The following is a 16,623-nucleotide window of genomic DNA, read 5'->3' as shown; positions in this document are numbered from 1 at the left end:
AATTTCCTGTATTTTATTTGCGATAAAGGTCGCTATGTAAAAAGGGTGCCATGGCCAAGGTTAGTGCTTGGGTATAGGTACTTTCACGTGTTGCATAGTTATTTGTAAGCAGACCAATGGCGCCGCCTTTTTGTTTTATATTTGTGGTGTTAAATGCTTTATCCATTACATCGCCAAGCTCTTCGCCATTAAGTAATGCTTTAAAAAGTATATTGGGTAATGGAAGGTTACTGCTTCGCCCTACAACCTGTTCTGTGGCGTTATCAATAACAACATAGGCAAAGGTCGCTGCACCATAGCTAAATTGCTCTGCACCGCCTTCCATTGCCACGTAGTAATCGGCTTGATGGTGCTTTTTACAATAGTTAACACGGTTTTGCGCGCCAATACGTGTTTCATCTTCACCAATAGGTTGATCTGGCACGTTTGAAGGAGCGTTAACACCTAGGCAATCAATGGTGTTATTTGGAAAGTACATAGTAAAAATATGCTTTGCTGCATTTATTTTTACTGGATTTTTAGATCCAACTATAACTTTTAACAATGATGACATGCTGATCTCGTATTGAGTAAAATCAGCAGTGTACGTGACTTCTGTTAAACAAAAAAGAGCACTAGAGCGATAATACTAAATAGGCAAATCAAGCGGAGCAAGGTTCTCTAGTGCGCGCTTTTTCATAATAATATCTTTTATCAGCGGTGTTAATACAAGCTCCATTGCAAGGCCCATTTTACCGCCCGGCACTACCAGCGTATTAATACGCGACATAAAGCTGCCTTCAATCATTCTCAGATAATAAGGAAAATCAACATCTTCAATGCCTCTAAAGCGGATCACAACAAAACTTTCATCAAGTGATGGAATGTCTTTTGCGCTAAATGGGTTTGATGTATCTACGGTTGGCACACGCTGAAAGTTAATATGCGTTCGTGAAAACTGAGGGGTAATATGATTTATGTAATCGTCCATACTACGCACAATTGACCCCATCACGGCTTCGCGAGAGTGGCCTCGCTCTGAAGTATCGCGGATTAGCTTTTGTATCCATTCAAGGTTAATAATAGGTACCATGCCTATGAGTAAATCAACATGCTTGGCTACATCAACGTCTTGGTCAACAACTCCGCCATGCAAACCTTCGTAGAACAAAATATCTGTATTATGCTCAAGGTCTTGCCAAGGAGTAAATGTGCCTGGCAGTTGGTTATAAGGTACAGCTTCATCAAAGGTGTGCAAGTAGCGGCGCAATTTGCCTTGCCCTGTTTCACCATAATTACTAAATAACGATTCAAGGGCGCCAAAGTCGTTAGCTTCACGGCCAAAGTAACTAATATGTTTACTTTCTTGTTGGGCTTCGCGTATTTTTTTGTCCATTTCGGGACGTGTATAACGATGAAAGCTATCACCTTCAATAAATGCTGCCTGAATATTTAGGCTACGAAAAATATGCTTAATGGCATTTGTCGTGGTAGTTGTGCCTGCACCCGATGAACCAGTAATTGCAATGATAGGATTTTTAGCTGACATGTTAATTCTCTTTTTTAGGACCAGGCTATATAACCAGACTAAACTTAACACTTTTTTAAGTCGTTTGGGTATCTTACGTGTTGACTGACTAAGCTCAAGTGACGCCATCAGCAAATAACGTTATCATGAGGTGCTTAAAATTAAAACGAGAGAAAGCATGAAACTTTTAAAACCATTACTTAGCTTCTTTTCATTAAGTGCGTTAGCCGCAGGTTGTGCGCACGCTAACATGCCTAAAAGCCAAATATTACTTGCTGATTTAAATACGCCATATGGTGTTCAAGTGACCATAGTAAGCGACAAAACAAGTTACAATAACCAGCCTTACTTAATTAATGACGATTTATACTTTACCCATGAGGTAATAACTAATAACCAAAGCCAAACCGATATTGCACACTACAATTTAACAACACGTGAAATAACTAACTTAACAAATACACCTGTCAGTGAGTATTCGCCAACGTTAATGCCTAATAAAACAAGTTTGTCAGCCATTGTTGTAGAGGCCGACTCAAAACAAAAGTTGTGGCAGTATCCGCTTGATACACAAAGTGCGCCTAGTCGTATTTTTGATTGGATAGAGCCTGTTGGCTACCATGCTTGGGGCATTAAAAACGATTTAGTGATGTTTATTTTAGGTCAGCCGCATACGCTTCAATACACCTCAGTAGACGCTGCTAGAGGTGAAATAGCCGCCAGTGATATTTCTCGTACACTTATTTATAACCACAACGCGGCGATGTTTTTATTTAGTTACACTAAAAATGATCAGCATATTTTAGCGAGCTTTAATCCACAAAATAAACAAGTAGGCGATTTATTAAGGCTACCCACTCAGGTACAAGACTTCATTTTAAAAGATGATAAAACAATTGCTTACGCTATTAAAAATCGGGTTTATCAACGTAAGCTCGATGGCAGTAATGAGATATCGCAATGGCTTGATTTAAGCACATACTGCGAAACAAATATCACCCGAATGAGTTATAACAACGATAAGCTTGCATTTGTATGCGACGTAACACAATAAAGTAAGACTTCAAACTGCGTATGCGTTAAGGTGATACGCAAATTAACGAATAGGGATAAACATGGCGTACAGTGCAGATGAGTTAACAGAGCAGCTTATAAAACTACAATGCAGAAGTAATTTTAAAATTAAAAACATTGCTGAATACATGTTAGTTAATTCTAAAGAGGCCTTTTACACTCACAGTGAAAGCGGTAAAGGTAAAATAGTGATTCGCCCTGCGTTTGAAGTATTTAGCGATGACTTTAATGACATAGATGGTGTAACACGTGCACAAGGGTATTTTCATAGCAGTGAAATGACCCGTTTTCCAACTCGTATATATAAAAGCGCTCAACCAATTCATTATGGTGTCGCATTTAAAATAAATTCAGAGCAAGCTGCAAAAGACTTTATTGCTAAGTTGACGATGATCATTGGTAATTAATCTGAACTTTAGTTAAGAAGTTTATTATCCAGAATTCGAGTTAATTAGTTTCGCCCTAAAATTATAAAGCCGCTGAGTGAATACTCAGCGGCTTTTTTATAGCTTAATCACATAGTGGTTATTTACTGTTTAAGAAGCTATTAACCGAATCAAGCTCGCGTTTTTTTAGTGCAATACAATCAAGCGTACTTTCTTCTAGTTTACTCAATGTACGGCTGTACCCAGGCACTTCTGAAATTTTATCGTTAAAGAAGTTTTGAGTGGTTGCTAAGCTTTTGGCATCACAGCCTACGGTTGTAAAGTACGGTAAATTAGGAATAAAGAACGGCGGTAAACTTGCTGTTACTTTATCGTAATTGTTATAAACCCAATCGATAAATAATGCTTGGCGCTCTTCTGTGTAACTTTGCCCAGATAAAATAGTACGCATATCAGAGGCGGTTACTTCATCAGTTAAGCTGTAAGCCAGCACTGTATTTTGTAACTCAGACTCACCAAAAAAGCCCATAGCAGCTAGCATGTTAGTGCGCACTTGAGGGTCTTTAGTCGTTTTAAATGTTGTCATGAATTGATCAAGCAAGGCTTTATCACCATGAAAAGCCGCGAGTCTTAAATAAACACCTGCTAAGTATGGGTCTACTTTTTGAGGATTAGTCAAATACACTTGCGTTTGTTCTTTGGCTTTATTGATTACGTTTTGGTCTTCGCCATCAAAGCCTAAGCGTGATATAACGGCTGCACGAAGTTGCGATACTGCACCATCTTCGTCAATTTTTGCCTCTAAACCATATTTTTTAGCAGCAGGAGTCACTGCGTCACGGATAAATGCAGGCCATAAGTCTTTATTGCTTTCATCTTTGAACGTACGTTGCTGCGATACTAAGTAGCCCAGTGCAGTATTTGCTACACGAGGGTGGCTGTCACTTACAAATACTTCAAGTGTTTGCATTAACTTGGCGGCAGAGATAACGCCAGCCTTAAGCAGTGCATCGGTGGCCGATAATAGCGCTAAACGTTCGCGGTCAGTCAGCACTGTTGGCGCGTTTTCAATTAATGCGTTAAATTGCGCGTCATCCATTACCCAGCGGTAGTAGCCAAGAGCACCTTGGTCAGGGTAAATCCACTCTGGCGCAAAATCTAAATCAAGCGTTTGGCTTTGTTTGTTTAGTAAAACACTGGCTGTTTTAACGTTGTCGCCTGCACCGTATTTAATCGTTACTGGCACATTCCAAAGTTGTGTTGGCGCATCAACACCAGCATTCACAAAGCGGCTTTGTGAAATGGTTACTTTTTTGCCTTGCTGTTTAACACTTACAAGAGGAAAAGAAGACTGCTCGATAAATGATTTTAAAACACTAGCTACATCTTTATTTGATGCTTTACCTAGTGCTTGCCATAAATCAGCCGCTTCTGCATTTTTATAAGAGAAGTCTTTTAAGTAACGCTGAATCCCTTTTTGGAATGCTTCTTCACCAATCCAGTTTTCAACCATTGCAAGTACTGAGCTACCTTTACTGTATGCAAGGCCTAAACCGTCCATAATGTCAGCTTCGGTTTTAATTGGCTTACGAATAGGCTTAGTGCTTAAGCGGGCGTCTAATGCCATTACGTTATTTTGTGGTAAGTCTAAATGTGATTCAAACTCAGGATTTAGCTGCTTGGTCATTTTAGCTGCCATCCAGCTTGCAAACGCTTCGTTTAACCACAGGTCATTCCACCACTTCATGGTTACCAAGTTACCGTACCATTGGTGTGCTAGTTCGTGAGCAATAATAGATACGTTACGTTGTTTTTTACTGCGTGTCGCTGCAGCTAAATCAACGAGTAAAATGTCTTCGCGGTAAGTTACTAAACCTGAGTTTTCCATTGCGCCAAATGGAAATTCAGGTACGGCAACTGAGTCGAGTTTTTTATACACATAAGGAATACCAAAATACTCTTCTAATGCTGCAAGTACGCGCGGCATATTATCTTTAGCATATTCGGCTAAATGAATTTTACCTTGAGGAGTAATAACGCGCCCAGGAATGGGCATACCTTCAATGTCTATTTCTTCAAACGGGCCAACAGCCATTGCAACTAAATATGATGGAATAGGCGGTGTTTTATCAAAAAAGTGGGTTGTCATATCACCATTTATTGTTGTTTTTAGTTCTGGTGTATTGGTATATACTTTTTGTGAGCTTGGAGCCGTTATTGTTAACTGAAAAGGAATTTTATAGCTTGGTTCATCAAAAACGGGGAAGGCACGACGTGCATCACTCATTTCAAATTGGGTAAATAAGTAAGGCGTACCTTGATCCAATGTTTTGTATAACCCCACACTTTGGCGGTTGTAGGGAGCAGAAAAATCAATATTAAGCGTGTATTTACCCGGTTGGATTTTTTCATCACAGCTAAATTTAACTTTACCTGTTTTAAGTATTTCATTACTTAAGTCACAGTTTTCTTTACCTAAAAGTTGCGCCATTTTTACAGCATAATCCACACCGTTTAGCTCAATGTAATGTGTTGGTTTTAATACTTCTAAGGCAATTTCAGTCATCCCTGTGAATGTATCTTTACTTGGGTCAAGTGTCAGCGATACATTTTGCGAACTTGGTTTTGCGAGTTTTTCGATAACGAATTCGTTAGCGTTTGCTGCATTTATTGCTAGCGCAACACTCACAGTTAAGAGGCTTTTAAGAAACATAGTGATCCCTTGTTTATTGTTAGAAACGCCCAGATTTTTATGGGTACAGTTTATCCTACCAGTTTTTGTGAGGCGCGTAATTGATTTAAGAAGTGGCTTTGATGGTAAATAGTAACAAAGTTTGTCAGTGGCTTTCGCGTGATAGAAAACGTTGCCAGCTGAGTTGTGTATTTATAATACGTACTTGTTGAATAACCGTATTTAATAAGCTGATTTCATCAAACTGATTATCTGGGTATTCATTAAAACCCATTAAATAATTAAAAGCATCTTTAGAGTTAGCCTGAAGCGCATAAATACGCACTTGTTGTTCAAAGTTAAGGCGTAAGCTACTAATGGCGGTTTTCATACCGAGCTGGTCAACGTTGGGGATATCACATTTTTGCAAATAGCCGGCACGATCGCCTTCACCCGAAAACCAAATACGTACTTTTTCACTGTATCTGCCTGTTTTAGCCGGGAGATCAAACATAAGTCGCTGGTGGTTTTTAGACTTTATAAACTCAACATAATCGCTAAATCCTGCATCGATAAGTGCTTTATGTACAGGGACTAAGCGGGGCTTTATTTTACCGTGAGTATGAAAGCTAAAACATAAAATATCATCAATAATACAAAGATCATCAAGTGTTAAACAGCCAATTTCATCACTGTAAGCACCGCTGTAATAGGCTATTAGTGGCAGCCAAAAGTGCCAATGTTTTGCTTGCTCGCGGGGGAGTCGAACATCACCGTATATATATCCATTATAAATAGTGTGCAGTTCCATGGCTGAAAAAGGGCGGCGACCAAGATGGGTTTTCAACGTAATACCTTGAAAATAGTGAGATGTTTTATTTTATACCCAACTAGCACTAGATGCTAGTCGGGTTATCAGGCTTTAAGGTCCTGTGTGTAAATTATTATTCACTTAATGCACGAGCTAAACCCGTTGGTTCAATCTCAACACATACTTGATCATCATTCCAATTAATGCCAACTAATGCGTCGTCCTCATTTAAATCTTCAACCCATGCATCTAAAAATTCATCAAGGTTAATTTCTACCGGACTGTAATCTTTCCATTCTTCTTTACACTGCGCTTTAGCCGCTTCTTCACTTTCCCAGAGCAGTAAAACATCAGTGTCGTCAAATTGGTTTGAGTCGCACACTACAAAGCCATTATCTTCTGCGCCCAGTGCCCAAATGACTTCGCTAACACGTACTTTTTCTACGAAGTTAACTAGCTGTGATTCAATTTCAATATCGCTCATGTGTTTACCTTATTAAGTTAGTGACGAGGATTAGTTTCTATTGCTGATTGACGTTCGCTAAATTGTGCATGAAATGCAACAAGTTCACTGTACTGACTAAAGTCAGTTAATTCACGAAAGCTAATCCAATCAAGCAGGCAGTATAAACTGATGTTGAGGTATTCACAGCTTTTAAATTGTTCATCGTTTAAATGGTTGTTTAAAAAGCTTAATGTTTGTTCTATTCGCTCATTTTGCAGATTAAAAAATAATGCATCGCTTTGTGTATCTAAACCTGAGCGCTTGCATAATAGCATTTCAACAAGCGAGTCGTTGCAGGCATTAATAGTGGTAAGTAAGTGCTCTTGCGGCCAGTTTAGCTTTGATTTGCCTGTTTTTTCTAATAAGTAGCGTATTATTGAGTTTGAGTCGCTCAGTGTTAAATCACCATCAATTAAAATAGGTATTTTTCGGGCTGGGTTTTTATTGGCCATTTTAGGGCGGTCTTGAGCTGAAAATATGTCTAAGTTTATAAGCTCTATATTACAGTTGTTTTGCAGAGCCCATATTCTAATTCGACGAACGTAAGGTGAGGGAACAGAACCAATTAATTGCATAATCACTCCAAAAAAAAGCCGCTAAAGCGGCTTTTATTAAACGTTAATAGCAGTAAAGCTCAATTTATTCTGAACGGCTAGTAACTTCAAGTAAATGGTAACCAAATTGCGTTTGTACAGGGCCCTGTACCTGGTTTATTGGGGCAGAAAAAACCACTTTATCAAACTCAGGAACCATCATACCTGGGCCAAACTCACCCAGAGCGCCACCGTCTTGTCCTGATGGGCAATTAGAATGTACTTTTGCTAATTCAGCAAAGTCTTCGCCTTGTTCAATTTTTGTTTTTAAGTCTAAACATTGTGCTTCGCTGTCTACCAAAATGTGTCGTGCGCTTGCCACTGCCATAAAATCTCCTGATTATAAGTGGTGTTTTTTTAACCTAGTGTATTGCCATACTAGTTAGTTTGTACAAATTGTACCAGTATAAATTTAGATTTTAGACAGGGAATTTTCCACTGCCTTAATCATTTTTTCTGAATCTGGTTTTACTTTGCTGTTAAATCGTAAAATTGTTTTACGATCAGCAGATACTAAATATTTATAAAAGTTCCAATTGGGCGAACTTGTTTGCTCGTTTAAATGCTTGAATATAGGATTTGCATCACTTCCTCTCACTTCGCTGGTGGCGAACATAGGAAAGGTGACCCCATAATTAATAAAACAGACTTTGGCCGTTTCTTTTTCGTTATCTTCTTCTTGGAAAAAGTCATCAGAAGGGAAGCCCAATATTACAAGCCCTTCGTCTTTGTATGTTTTGTGTAGTTTTTCTAAGCTTTCAAACTGAGGGGTGAAGCCACAGTTACTCGCAGTATTAACAATTAACAGAGGTTTGTTTTTGTAGTCGCATAAGTTAATGGACTCTTTAGAGCGAAGCTTTCGGATATCAACGTTAGTAAAATCGTCACAGGCTTGGGGATTTACGGCTTCATTACTTGGCTGTGTTTGTGCCATTAAAGTTGAACTAACCAATAACGCAGTAAACCCTATTATCATTTTTTTAAGCATCATATTACCTAACTATCCGATTGTTTGATTGGCTGATCATACGCTAATATGGAGGAAATTGATCAACCACTTAAATTTACTATGACAACTCGCTTAGCAACTATTGACGACCTTAATGATATTGTCGCCATTTATAACGAAACCATAGAAGGGCGAATGGTAACGGCAGATACCGAAGAAGTAACTGTTGAAGAAAAAAAAGATTGGTTTAATAGTCATACACAAAAACGCCCAATTTATGTGTATTGCGAAAACGATACTGTACTTGCCTGGGTGAGTTATAAATCGTTTTACGGACGCCCTGCTTACGATGGAACCGTAGAAATGAGCATTTACATAACTAAAAATGCACAAGGTAAAGGCTTGGGTAAAAAGTTAATGCAGTTTGCGCAATCGGAGGCTAAAAAGCTTGATATTAACGTGTTACTTGGCTTTATTTTTAGCCATAATTTGCCAAGCGTAAAGTTATTTAAGCACTTTGGTTTTGATGTGTGGGGGGAGTTACCAAACGTTGCCGTTATGGATAATAACTTATACAGCCTAACCATATTTGGTAAGCATTTAGAATAAGTTACGCTTATTTATTGGTCATATTTGTTTACAAATAACGCACAGGAATGTGTGTTTTTTTCGTGTTTTTATACTACGCTGGTAACATATTAATTTTATTGGTTGTAAGTGTAGTTTAATGGCTAGAAAAATATTAATCATAGACAGCAGCACCATCATAGCAATGAGAGTAAAAGTACTCTTAGAGCTCATTGGGTGTAATGTTGAGCTGATTCATTTCTCTATGCTTGAGATGTTTACTCACGCCGAAAATTACGATTTAGTTGTTATAGCTCACGGCGTGCCGGTTGCCCCTATTAAGCCGCTAATTGATAAACTATCTCATGGGCGTTTATTATTACTTGCCCCTAAAACCGAAAATACAGAGCAGTTAACCGCATTTGCAGGCCTAAATAAAATAGTACCTGATGCTACGGTTGTTTATCCTTTCTTCTCTAATAAAGAGATCACCTCTCTTTTAGAAAGCTTATTAGAGCTAGACTCTAACCATATGATGCAACTGCCCACTATATTGTTGGTCGATCATATCCAAAATCGCCTTGATAATATGAAGAGCAATTTAATTGGCGCACATATTAAAACCCTTACGGCAAGCAGCTTAAATGACGCACTCACTATTGCAAAAAGTAATAAAATCGATATTTTAATTAGCGATTTTAGCCTTGGTGAAGCGACTGGCCTTCAAATATTTTCAAAATTAAAAGTGTCGCAACCAAATGCACGGTGCTTACTTTTCACTTCCCGCCCTGACCAAGTTTCAATGATTGAAGCTATTCGCCAAGGTGTTGAAGACGTACTGATTAAACCGCTCAATGAAAATATTTTACTGCAATCAGTGCATAAGCTTTGGCAAACTGAATTATTAAAACGCCGCAATGCCGAGTTAGTTGAGCGCCTTCAAGAAACCGTCGACGCTCTAATAGAAAAAGACAGCTTGCTACAAGTTATTTATAAACACACTCCTGACGCTATCATGCTATTTAAACGCAACGGTCAAATTATTGAAGCAAATGACGCTTGCTTAAGATTGTTAGATCTACCGTTTAGCGGGCTTTCTGGTAAATCGTTATTTGATTTTTTAGATAACGATTCGATTGCTGGAATCAAAGAAAAAATTTCAACATTAAACAGCAATCGTCAGTTCAGTTACGATTTACGTCTACCCATTAAAAGCGGTGGAACAGTGCCTTTGTTTGGCTCTTTTAACGAAATAGATCACCATGGTGAGATTGCACTGGCTGTAATTTTCAAAAATGTAACTCACTTAAAACAAAAAGAAGAGCTACTTCAAGAAGCTAAAGGGTTACTAGAAGAAGAGGTCAAAGCCCGTACATCGCAGTTAGAGCATGCTAAAAATGTAGCCGAAGCGGCAAATTTAAGTAAATCAGACTTCTTAGCAAATATGTCACATGAGCTGCGAACCCCCATGCACTCAATTTTAAGTTTTGCACGCTTTGGACTCGATAAGCTAGAAGCTGGCGACTTTGCTAGAGAAAAGTTACTAAAATACTTATCTCGTATCGAGTGTAGTGGCGATAGGCTGCTATCTTTATTAAATAACCTTCTTGATTTATCAAAGCTTGATGTGGGTAAATTTCCGTTTAACCCGCGCCCTCATAATTTAGAAAGCATTATTAAAACAAGCATTGACGATGTGTCGGGCACGGCGATGGAAAAACACATTAATATTATTTTTCCTGCGCCAGATTCACCGGTCATTGTGCAATGCGATGAAGAGCAAATAAATCAGTTGTTGCGCAACGTATTGGGCAATGCATTAAAGTTTAGTGAGCCCAAAAGTAACATCACGCTTAAATTAGCATCGGATGGCCAATTTGCTGATATTGAAGTCATTGATAGTGGTATAGGTATTCCTGAAGATGAGCTTGATCATATTTTCACAAAGTTTGTGCAAAGCAGTAAAACAAACAGTGGTGCGGGCGGTACGGGGCTAGGCTTAGCACTTTGCCGAGAATTTGTATCGTTGCATCAAGGTCAAATTAGCGCGTGTAATAATACCAATGGTGGTGCCACAGTTCACATAAAATTACCACTTGAAATAAATTTAGACGAACACCTAGTCGATGAATAAAAGTATGCTAAAACAGTAAGTTGTTTATGTTAATACAATTTATTTTTGAATTTAAAAGGATGATTTAGTTATGGCTTTAACAAAAATACTAGCAGTAGATGACGAGCCCTTTAACCTTGAGATAATTGAAGAAATTTTAGAAGACTTAGATTTTGAGTTAAGGCTAGCCAACAGTGGCCCTGAATGCTTGGATATGGTTGAGGACTATATGCCTCAAGTTATTTTACTTGACGTAAGCATGCCGCAGATGAGTGGTTACGAAGTGTGTAAAACGCTTAAATCAAACCCAAGTACCGCACATATTATTGTTATGTTTGTATCTGCAAGAGGAACTGTGGAGGAGCGCATGGAAGGCTACTCAGCCGGCGCTGAAGATTACATAGTAAAACCATTTGGGCATGATGAGCTTAGATCTAAATTAAAAAATCTAAACCAAGTATTAGTAGAGAAACAAAGCCTAGAAAAACAAGTAGAAGCGGCAACTTCAACCGCGTTCAATGCTATGGCTAACAGCAGCGAAATGGGGCAAATAGTCAACTACGTAGAAAGCATAGCACTCATAACTAACCCAGACGATTTAGCAAAAGCACTTATTGATTGCCTACAATCTTTTGATTTACAAAGTAATGTAGAATTTAGATACGACTCTATTGTTAAACATTATGCTTTACATGGTGTTTGTTCGCCTATTGTGATCGAGCTATTTGAAATGCTTAAAAACAAAGGCCGTTTGCATGAGTTTTCGCAGCGCTTATTAGTTAACTACGAGCTAATTAGTTTACTCATCTTAAACATGCCAGGACACGATCCTGATAAACACGGCAGAATACGCGATCACGTGTGCTTTATTGTTAGTGTTACAGAACAGCAGTTACGCGCCATAATAACTAAGAACTTATTAGATGCGCAGCAGGTAAAACTAAACGCAGTAGCAAGTACAGTACACAGTAAATTTCATGGTTTGATAGATTTACTTAATGAAAATCGCCTAAACAACGAACAAGTATTTAAAAAACTTCAGGAAGAGCTTGAGGTTAGAATTCCAACAATGGGTTTAGACGAAGACCAAGAAATTTTTATCTATAAAAAAGTAGATGAAACAATTCAAAATTCAGTAGCCCGCGAGGAGTCTGTTATTCAAGTAAAAGAGGCGTTCGCAGACATTGAAAGAGAGCTTTCGATACTGCTAAACCATAGCCAATAATAAAAACATGGACTTACTTTTTGGGCTTGTTTGCCATTAATATCAGGTTTATCGCCCTATAATGGTGAATAATCACACTCCAATAGCTCTGATTTGCTTTAGTACTAAATAGGCTTCTATGAATTTATGCATCTCGTGGTAAGCCTTTTTCCACTATCCTAATAAGTCTTTGCGTTTTTCTAAGTGAGGGTTGTTTATTGTTTTGCTGCTCCAGTGCCCACTGAATATGCTCTTTTACTAGATCACTACAACCATCAATTTTTTGTTCTAACGCGCTAACAATGTCAGGGTCAAAGTTTGCATTACCTAAACCAACAGCTAAATTACGTAACCAACGTTCATGACCAATTCGGCGAATTGGGCTGCCTTCGGTATTTTTTAAAAATGTGGTTTCATCCCAACTAAACAGCTCAAGCAGGTCTTTGTCTTTTAAATGCGTACGCGGATGAAAGTCTCGTTCGTCGGTTATTTGTCCATAGCGGTTCCACGGGCAAACTAATTGACAGTCGTCGCAGCCATAAACTCGGTTACCTAATAAAGTTCTGTATTGCTCAGGAATAGGGCCTTGGTGTTCTATTGTTAAGTATGAGATACATTTACGCGCATCAACCACATAAGGTTCTACAATTGCACCTGTAGGACATAAGGTTATGCAGGCTACACACTTACCGCAGCCTTCAAAGGTATTTTCATTATCAACAGGTAACGGTAAATCAATAAACAATTCACCTAAAAAAAACCACGATCCAGCTTCTTTGTTTATTAGTAATGAATGTTTTCCACGCCAGCCCAGTCCCGCTTTTTCAGCCAATTGGCGCTCTAATACAGGGGCAGAATCAACAAAGGGTCTAAAGCCATATTCACCTACCTCTTGTTCTATTTTTTGGCCGAGCTTTTTTAATCGATTACGAATTAATTTATGGTAGTCTCGGCCAAGTGCGTAACGGCTAATATAGGCTTTTTGTTTGTTTTTTAATGTTTTAGCAAAGCCAGCATCGGGGGGCAGGTAGTTCATTTTTACCGATATAACACGTTGTGTGCCGGGAATAAGCTCGTCAGGGCGAGCGCGTTTCATTCCATGTGCCGCCATATAATCCATTGAGCCATGAAACCCGGCGTCAAGCCAACGTTGAAGCTGTTGTTCATGCTTACTCAAATCTATATCAGTGATCCCTACTTCGCTAAAGCCGAGTTCTTTTCCCCATGCTTTTATTTGCTGGGCTAATTTAGGGTAGTCAGGAGTTAGGTTGCTCACACATATTCACGCATATTAAATAATCGCCCTGTAATTTAGCATAATTACAAGGGTGTGTTGAGGTTTACGCATCAATAGGTGTTTAAACGTAAACCGCATTTATGATAAAAATTAAAGTACAAAGCGCTTCAATTGCTGCTGTGTTTGTAAGCTTAACTCTTGCGACAATTGACTGTCGGCAAGAGCGGTGTCTATTTGCTGTTTAGCCTGCTCGCCTAATTCAACAATTTGCTCTACCGATTGATGGGTTAAATTTTGCGTATCTTCTAGTAAATGTACGGCGCTGGCAATTTGCTGTAATTGCTGTTGATTACTCTCAAATTCATTAAGCATTTTACTAAACCCTTCAGAGGTTGAACAAATTGAGCTTTGCGCATTTTTAGAATGGTTAATAAGTTGCTCTGACTCTTTATTTGTTTCACTTACTAGGTCGTTCATTTGGGTTATAAAATCACTGATTTGGCGAGTAGCTCCACTTACTTTAACCGAGAGGGTACGTACTTCATCAGCAACAACAGCAAAACCACGTCCGGCTTCTCCTGCTCGCGCAGCTTCTATCGCGGCGTTAAGCGCGAGTAAGTTAGTTTGATCAGAAAACTCCTCAACCATTTTTAAAATACTTCGAATATTCTCACTGTTTTCCTTCAAGCCATCAACGGTGCTCGCAAAACTGCCTAACATATCAGTTATTAACTGCACTTTCTCAACCAGAGAACTCAGCTCTTGAGCTGAGAGTTTTACAAAGGCTAAGTGCTCATTATTTACAGTATGAACACTGTCGGTATTACCCACAATATTTTGTAAGCTTTGTGTTATTTGGTTACTGGCATCAATAATTGTATGACTTAAGGTAATTTGCTGTTCGCTCGAATTTTCCGTACTTTGCATTGACTCAGTTGCGGCTTTATTACTTTGTGCGCTGGCTTCAGCGCTTGTGTAAGTCGTGTTAAGTAATTGGCTTAAGTGGCTTGTAAAATCGTTATATTGCGTACTTAACGTTTTAAATTCGTCGTATGAAAAATGCGGAAGTTTAGCGTTTAAATTGGCATCTTGTTGATTAATTTTAATAAGCGTATCGCACATTGCTTTTACAGGGCGAACAATCAAAAAGCGCATGTAAAAAAGCGTAAACGCAAAGCCTGAAATAATAACCAAGGTTAGTAGCCAAAAAAGGCCAAGATTTTGTTGCTCACTTAAGCTGTCATAAAGCCAAAACAAAGTAATAGCTTGAAACAGAAAAACAAAACTTAAGTTACCAACAATTTTACGCGTTAGAGTAAAAAAGAATGTTTGTTCGATGTAATTATAAATTTTCATTAAGCCACTCATCTTGCTTAAACCTATGTTTGAACGCTTTTACGCAGGCATTTGCAAGGTATAAGCGACTCTATTTATCAGCTAACGATAGCAAATATGCCTTGGATTGCATGGGAAAGTTAGTAAAAATCCCGTCTAAACCGAAGTCATGCATAAGTGCAATATCTTGTTGTTTATCGACTGTATAAGCGTAAACTTCAAGCCCGCGTTTTTTAGCATCATCTACAAACGCTTTGTTAATAAAATTTTTATCTACATGCACACTAAATGCATTTAAGTCTTGTGCAAACTTTGCATAATTAATTGGAATAGAAGACGTTAAAGCGCCTATTTTTAACCAGGGTAAACGCTTTTTAAGCCATTGTAATTGATGATGATCAAACGATGATACTAAAATATTAGCACATGAAATGGTTCCCGCACTGATATTACGTTCAAGCTGGTCAGCAAACTTTTCAAGTTCAAAGGTATGCTTAAGTTCTAAATTAAGTAAGGTTTTATTGTTATTCCAATCAAATAACTGTTGTAGCCTTGGTATACATTCGCCATTACCCGCATCAAGCTTTGTAAGGGTTGCTGCATCAAACTCACTAACTTTGCCTTTTCCGTTGGTGGTTCTGTCTAGCCACGAGTCATGTATTAGCATGTAATCATCGGTAGCGCTTTGAATATCTACTTCAATGCCGTCTACACCCATATTTAAGGCTTCTAAAATGGCGCTTTTCGTGTTTTCGGGAAAGTGCCCGCTAGCGCCCCTGTGTGCAAAAACTTTCATTGTCGAGCCTTCTTGGTTATTGACCATGTTTCAAAGCATGCAGCGCTTACAATAAGTGCACCGCCAATCAGGGTTATTAATGTTGGGCGTTCGTGAACAATAATAATAGCCAAAATAGTACCGTACAACGGTTGTAAGCACGAAATTAGCCCTGCCGTTGCGGCTGATAAATGTTTGAGGCTTGCTGCAAATAGCGAGTGGGGTGTAGCGGTAAATATAATGCCAGCGACGGCAATTAATATAAGATCTTGATTACTCACCTCGTACACAGGCACTTCAATAAATGCGCACAGCATTATGCTCGCTACCAAGGTTTGGTAAAACATCGTCTGTGGGCCGCCGTATTGGCTAAAATAGCGTTTGTGAGTAATGTTTCTGACAGAGAAAAACAACGCAGATACCACGCCAGTAATAACACCAAGTGTTACATCGTCACCTAAATCAGCACTTGGTACTAATAAATAAATACCCAAAACAACTACACCAGCGCTTATTATATCTTTTGCTTGAGGTTTACTTTTATTAAATAAAGGCTCTAAAAACACGGTCATTACTGGATAGCTAAAAAATGCAAGCATACCAATGGTTATGCCTGCCATTTGCATACCTGCAAAATAAGTCACCCAATGTAGCCCTACTGTAACACCTAAAAATAAAGCAATAAGGTAGTCTTTGGGATTGTTTAACTTAATTTGTTTTTTCCCGAATGAAAGCATTGCCAATATTGCCATACCAGCAATAGCTGTTCGGTAAACTGTAATATCCAGAGCATTTAAACCAATGAGTTTGGCAAAAAGGGCGGTTCCCCCAAAAAGTAACACGGCAATATGTAGGTAAATTAAGCTTTGCTGTTGTGGCTGCATTTAAACATCATC

17 protein-coding genes are annotated in these 16,623 nt (G+C 38.6%); 5 read left to right on the top strand and 12 right to left on the bottom strand.

Annotated elements, in window-relative coordinates; genetic code table 11:
• Window positions 1–13: 13 nt before the first annotated feature.
• Entirely contained in the window at window positions 14–553 is a 540-nt protein-coding gene (yjjX, locus tag R0J88_RS06410) for an inosine/xanthosine triphosphatase (RefSeq protein ID WP_058428359.1), read from the bottom strand.
• Between the two features lie 75 nt (window positions 554–628).
• Window positions 629–1,528, bottom strand: coding sequence for a phosphoribulokinase (locus R0J88_RS06405; RefSeq protein ID WP_138740409.1), 900 nt, complete (start codon window positions 1,526–1,528; stop codon window positions 629–631).
• Between the two features lie 157 nt (window positions 1,529–1,685).
• Here R0J88_RS06405 and R0J88_RS06400 point away from each other — a divergent pair, with 157 nt between their 5' ends.
• Together R0J88_RS06400 and R0J88_RS06395 are read left to right on the top strand one after the other, a co-directional pair.
• Entirely contained in the window at window positions 1,686–2,561 is an 876-nt protein-coding gene (locus R0J88_RS06400) for a hypothetical protein (RefSeq protein WP_410899451.1), read from the top strand.
• 61 nt (window positions 2,562–2,622) lie between these two features.
• On the top strand, window positions 2,623–2,988 hold the full coding sequence (locus R0J88_RS06395; protein WP_006794078.1) for a hypothetical protein: 366 nt from the start codon (window positions 2,623–2,625) through the stop codon (window positions 2,986–2,988).
• 118 nt (window positions 2,989–3,106) lie between these two features.
• On the opposite strand, the gene R0J88_RS06390 is transcribed toward R0J88_RS06395, so the two are convergent.
• From R0J88_RS06390 to R0J88_RS06365, 6 genes are all read right to left on the bottom strand, one after another.
• Entirely contained in the window at window positions 3,107–5,680 is a 2,574-nt protein-coding gene (locus tag R0J88_RS06390) for a M1 family aminopeptidase (RefSeq protein ID WP_410899450.1), read from the bottom strand.
• Window positions 5,681–5,804: 124 nt separating this feature from the next.
• Complete coding sequence (locus tag R0J88_RS06385; protein ID WP_033019772.1) at window positions 5,805–6,485, bottom strand: hypothetical protein; 681 nt, start codon at window positions 6,483–6,485, stop codon at window positions 5,805–5,807.
• Window positions 6,486–6,582: 97 nt separating this feature from the next.
• On the bottom strand, window positions 6,583–6,933 hold the full coding sequence (locus R0J88_RS06380) for a DUF2750 domain-containing protein (protein ID WP_006794081.1): 351 nt from the start codon (window positions 6,931–6,933) through the stop codon (window positions 6,583–6,585).
• Between the two features lie 17 nt (window positions 6,934–6,950).
• Entirely contained in the window at window positions 6,951–7,529 is a 579-nt protein-coding gene (locus tag R0J88_RS06375) for a glutathione S-transferase family protein (RefSeq protein ID WP_410899449.1), read from the bottom strand.
• A 64-nt stretch (window positions 7,530–7,593) separates the two neighbouring features.
• Window positions 7,594–7,875: a peptidylprolyl isomerase gene (locus R0J88_RS06370; protein WP_006794083.1), complete on the bottom strand. Its 282-nt coding sequence runs from the start codon at window positions 7,873–7,875 to the stop codon at window positions 7,594–7,596.
• A gap of 84 nt (window positions 7,876–7,959) precedes the next feature.
• Window positions 7,960–8,535, bottom strand: coding sequence for a glutathione peroxidase (locus R0J88_RS06365; RefSeq protein ID WP_276754086.1), 576 nt, complete (start codon window positions 8,533–8,535; stop codon window positions 7,960–7,962).
• 81 nt (window positions 8,536–8,616) lie between these two features.
• On the opposite strand from R0J88_RS06365, the gene R0J88_RS06360 reads away from it, so the two are divergent.
• From R0J88_RS06360 to R0J88_RS06350, 3 genes are all read left to right on the top strand, one after another.
• Entirely contained in the window at window positions 8,617–9,105 is a 489-nt protein-coding gene (locus R0J88_RS06360; RefSeq protein WP_033024928.1) for a GNAT family N-acetyltransferase, read from the top strand.
• A gap of 118 nt (window positions 9,106–9,223) precedes the next feature.
• The gene (locus tag R0J88_RS06355) at window positions 9,224–11,197 is read left to right on the top strand and encodes an ATP-binding protein (protein WP_006794086.1); all 1,974 of its coding nucleotides are present in this window, start codon (window positions 9,224–9,226) and stop codon (window positions 11,195–11,197) included.
• A gap of 70 nt (window positions 11,198–11,267) precedes the next feature.
• Window positions 11,268–12,401 (top strand): response regulator, encoded by a 1,134-nt coding sequence (locus R0J88_RS06350; RefSeq protein ID WP_410899448.1) that lies wholly within the window; start codon window positions 11,268–11,270, stop codon window positions 12,399–12,401.
• A 124-nt stretch (window positions 12,402–12,525) separates the two neighbouring features.
• Here the strand turns inward: R0J88_RS06350 and queG are convergent, their stop codons facing one another.
• The 4 genes from queG to R0J88_RS06330 form a co-directional block, all read right to left on the bottom strand.
• Complete coding sequence (queG, locus tag R0J88_RS06345; protein ID WP_410899447.1) at window positions 12,526–13,656, bottom strand: tRNA epoxyqueuosine(34) reductase QueG; 1,131 nt, start codon at window positions 13,654–13,656, stop codon at window positions 12,526–12,528.
• A 111-nt stretch (window positions 13,657–13,767) separates the two neighbouring features.
• On the bottom strand, window positions 13,768–14,985 hold the full coding sequence (locus R0J88_RS06340; protein WP_008126841.1) for a methyl-accepting chemotaxis protein: 1,218 nt from the start codon (window positions 14,983–14,985) through the stop codon (window positions 13,768–13,770).
• Between the two features lie 58 nt (window positions 14,986–15,043).
• Window positions 15,044–15,748 carry a glycerophosphodiester phosphodiesterase gene (locus tag R0J88_RS06335; RefSeq protein ID WP_410899446.1) on the bottom strand — a complete coding sequence of 235 codons (705 nt, stop codon included), beginning with the start codon at window positions 15,746–15,748 and terminating at the stop codon, window positions 15,044–15,046.
• On the bottom strand, window positions 15,745–16,611 hold the full coding sequence (locus R0J88_RS06330) for a DMT family transporter (protein ID WP_410899445.1): 867 nt from the start codon (window positions 16,609–16,611) through the stop codon (window positions 15,745–15,747). Before R0J88_RS06330 ends, R0J88_RS06335 begins: the two co-directional genes overlap by 4 nt.
• Window positions 16,612–16,623: the final 12 nt, after the last annotated feature.

Source organism: Pseudoalteromonas sp. SIMBA_162 (assembly GCF_046535955.1).
In the GTDB taxonomy this organism is placed as follows: domain Bacteria; phylum Pseudomonadota; class Gammaproteobacteria; order Enterobacterales; family Alteromonadaceae; genus Pseudoalteromonas; species Pseudoalteromonas marina.
Note: the sequence above shows the minus strand (reverse complement) of the source record. Positions and strands in the feature narration are given on the sequence as shown.

Excerpts from the sequence above, each read along its gene's own strand:
- R0J88_RS06400 (WP_410899451.1), top strand. The coding sequence starts at position 1,686 with ATGAAACTTTTAAAACCATTACTTAGCTTCTTTTCATTAAGTGCGTTA.
- R0J88_RS06340 (WP_008126841.1), bottom strand. The coding sequence starts at position 14,985 with ATGAGTGGCTTAATGAAAATTTATAATTACATCGAACAAACATTCTTT.
- R0J88_RS06355 (WP_006794086.1), top strand. The coding sequence starts at position 9,224 with ATGGCTAGAAAAATATTAATCATAGACAGCAGCACCATCATAGCAATG.
- R0J88_RS06380 (WP_006794081.1), bottom strand. The coding sequence starts at position 6,933 with ATGAGCGATATTGAAATTGAATCACAGCTAGTTAACTTCGTAGAAAAA.
- R0J88_RS06330 (WP_410899445.1), bottom strand. The coding sequence starts at position 16,611 with ATGCAGCCACAACAGCAAAGCTTAATTTACCTACATATTGCCGTGTTA.
- R0J88_RS06370 (WP_006794083.1), bottom strand. The coding sequence starts at position 7,875 with ATGGCAGTGGCAAGCGCACGACACATTTTGGTAGACAGCGAAGCACAA.
- R0J88_RS06360 (WP_033024928.1), top strand. The coding sequence starts at position 8,617 with ATGACAACTCGCTTAGCAACTATTGACGACCTTAATGATATTGTCGCC.
- R0J88_RS06350 (WP_410899448.1), top strand. The coding sequence starts at position 11,268 with ATGGCTTTAACAAAAATACTAGCAGTAGATGACGAGCCCTTTAACCTT.
- R0J88_RS06365 (WP_276754086.1), bottom strand. The coding sequence starts at position 8,535 with ATGCTTAAAAAAATGATAATAGGGTTTACTGCGTTATTGGTTAGTTCA.
- R0J88_RS06405 (WP_138740409.1), bottom strand. The coding sequence starts at position 1,528 with ATGTCAGCTAAAAATCCTATCATTGCAATTACTGGTTCATCGGGTGCA.
- yjjX (WP_058428359.1), bottom strand. The coding sequence starts at position 553 with ATGTCATCATTGTTAAAAGTTATAGTTGGATCTAAAAATCCAGTAAAA.
- R0J88_RS06335 (WP_410899446.1), bottom strand. The coding sequence starts at position 15,748 with ATGAAAGTTTTTGCACACAGGGGCGCTAGCGGGCACTTTCCCGAAAAC.
- R0J88_RS06390 (WP_410899450.1), bottom strand. The coding sequence starts at position 5,680 with ATGTTTCTTAAAAGCCTCTTAACTGTGAGTGTTGCGCTAGCAATAAAT.
- R0J88_RS06375 (WP_410899449.1), bottom strand. The coding sequence starts at position 7,529 with ATGCAATTAATTGGTTCTGTTCCCTCACCTTACGTTCGTCGAATTAGA.
- R0J88_RS06395 (WP_006794078.1), top strand. The coding sequence starts at position 2,623 with ATGGCGTACAGTGCAGATGAGTTAACAGAGCAGCTTATAAAACTACAA.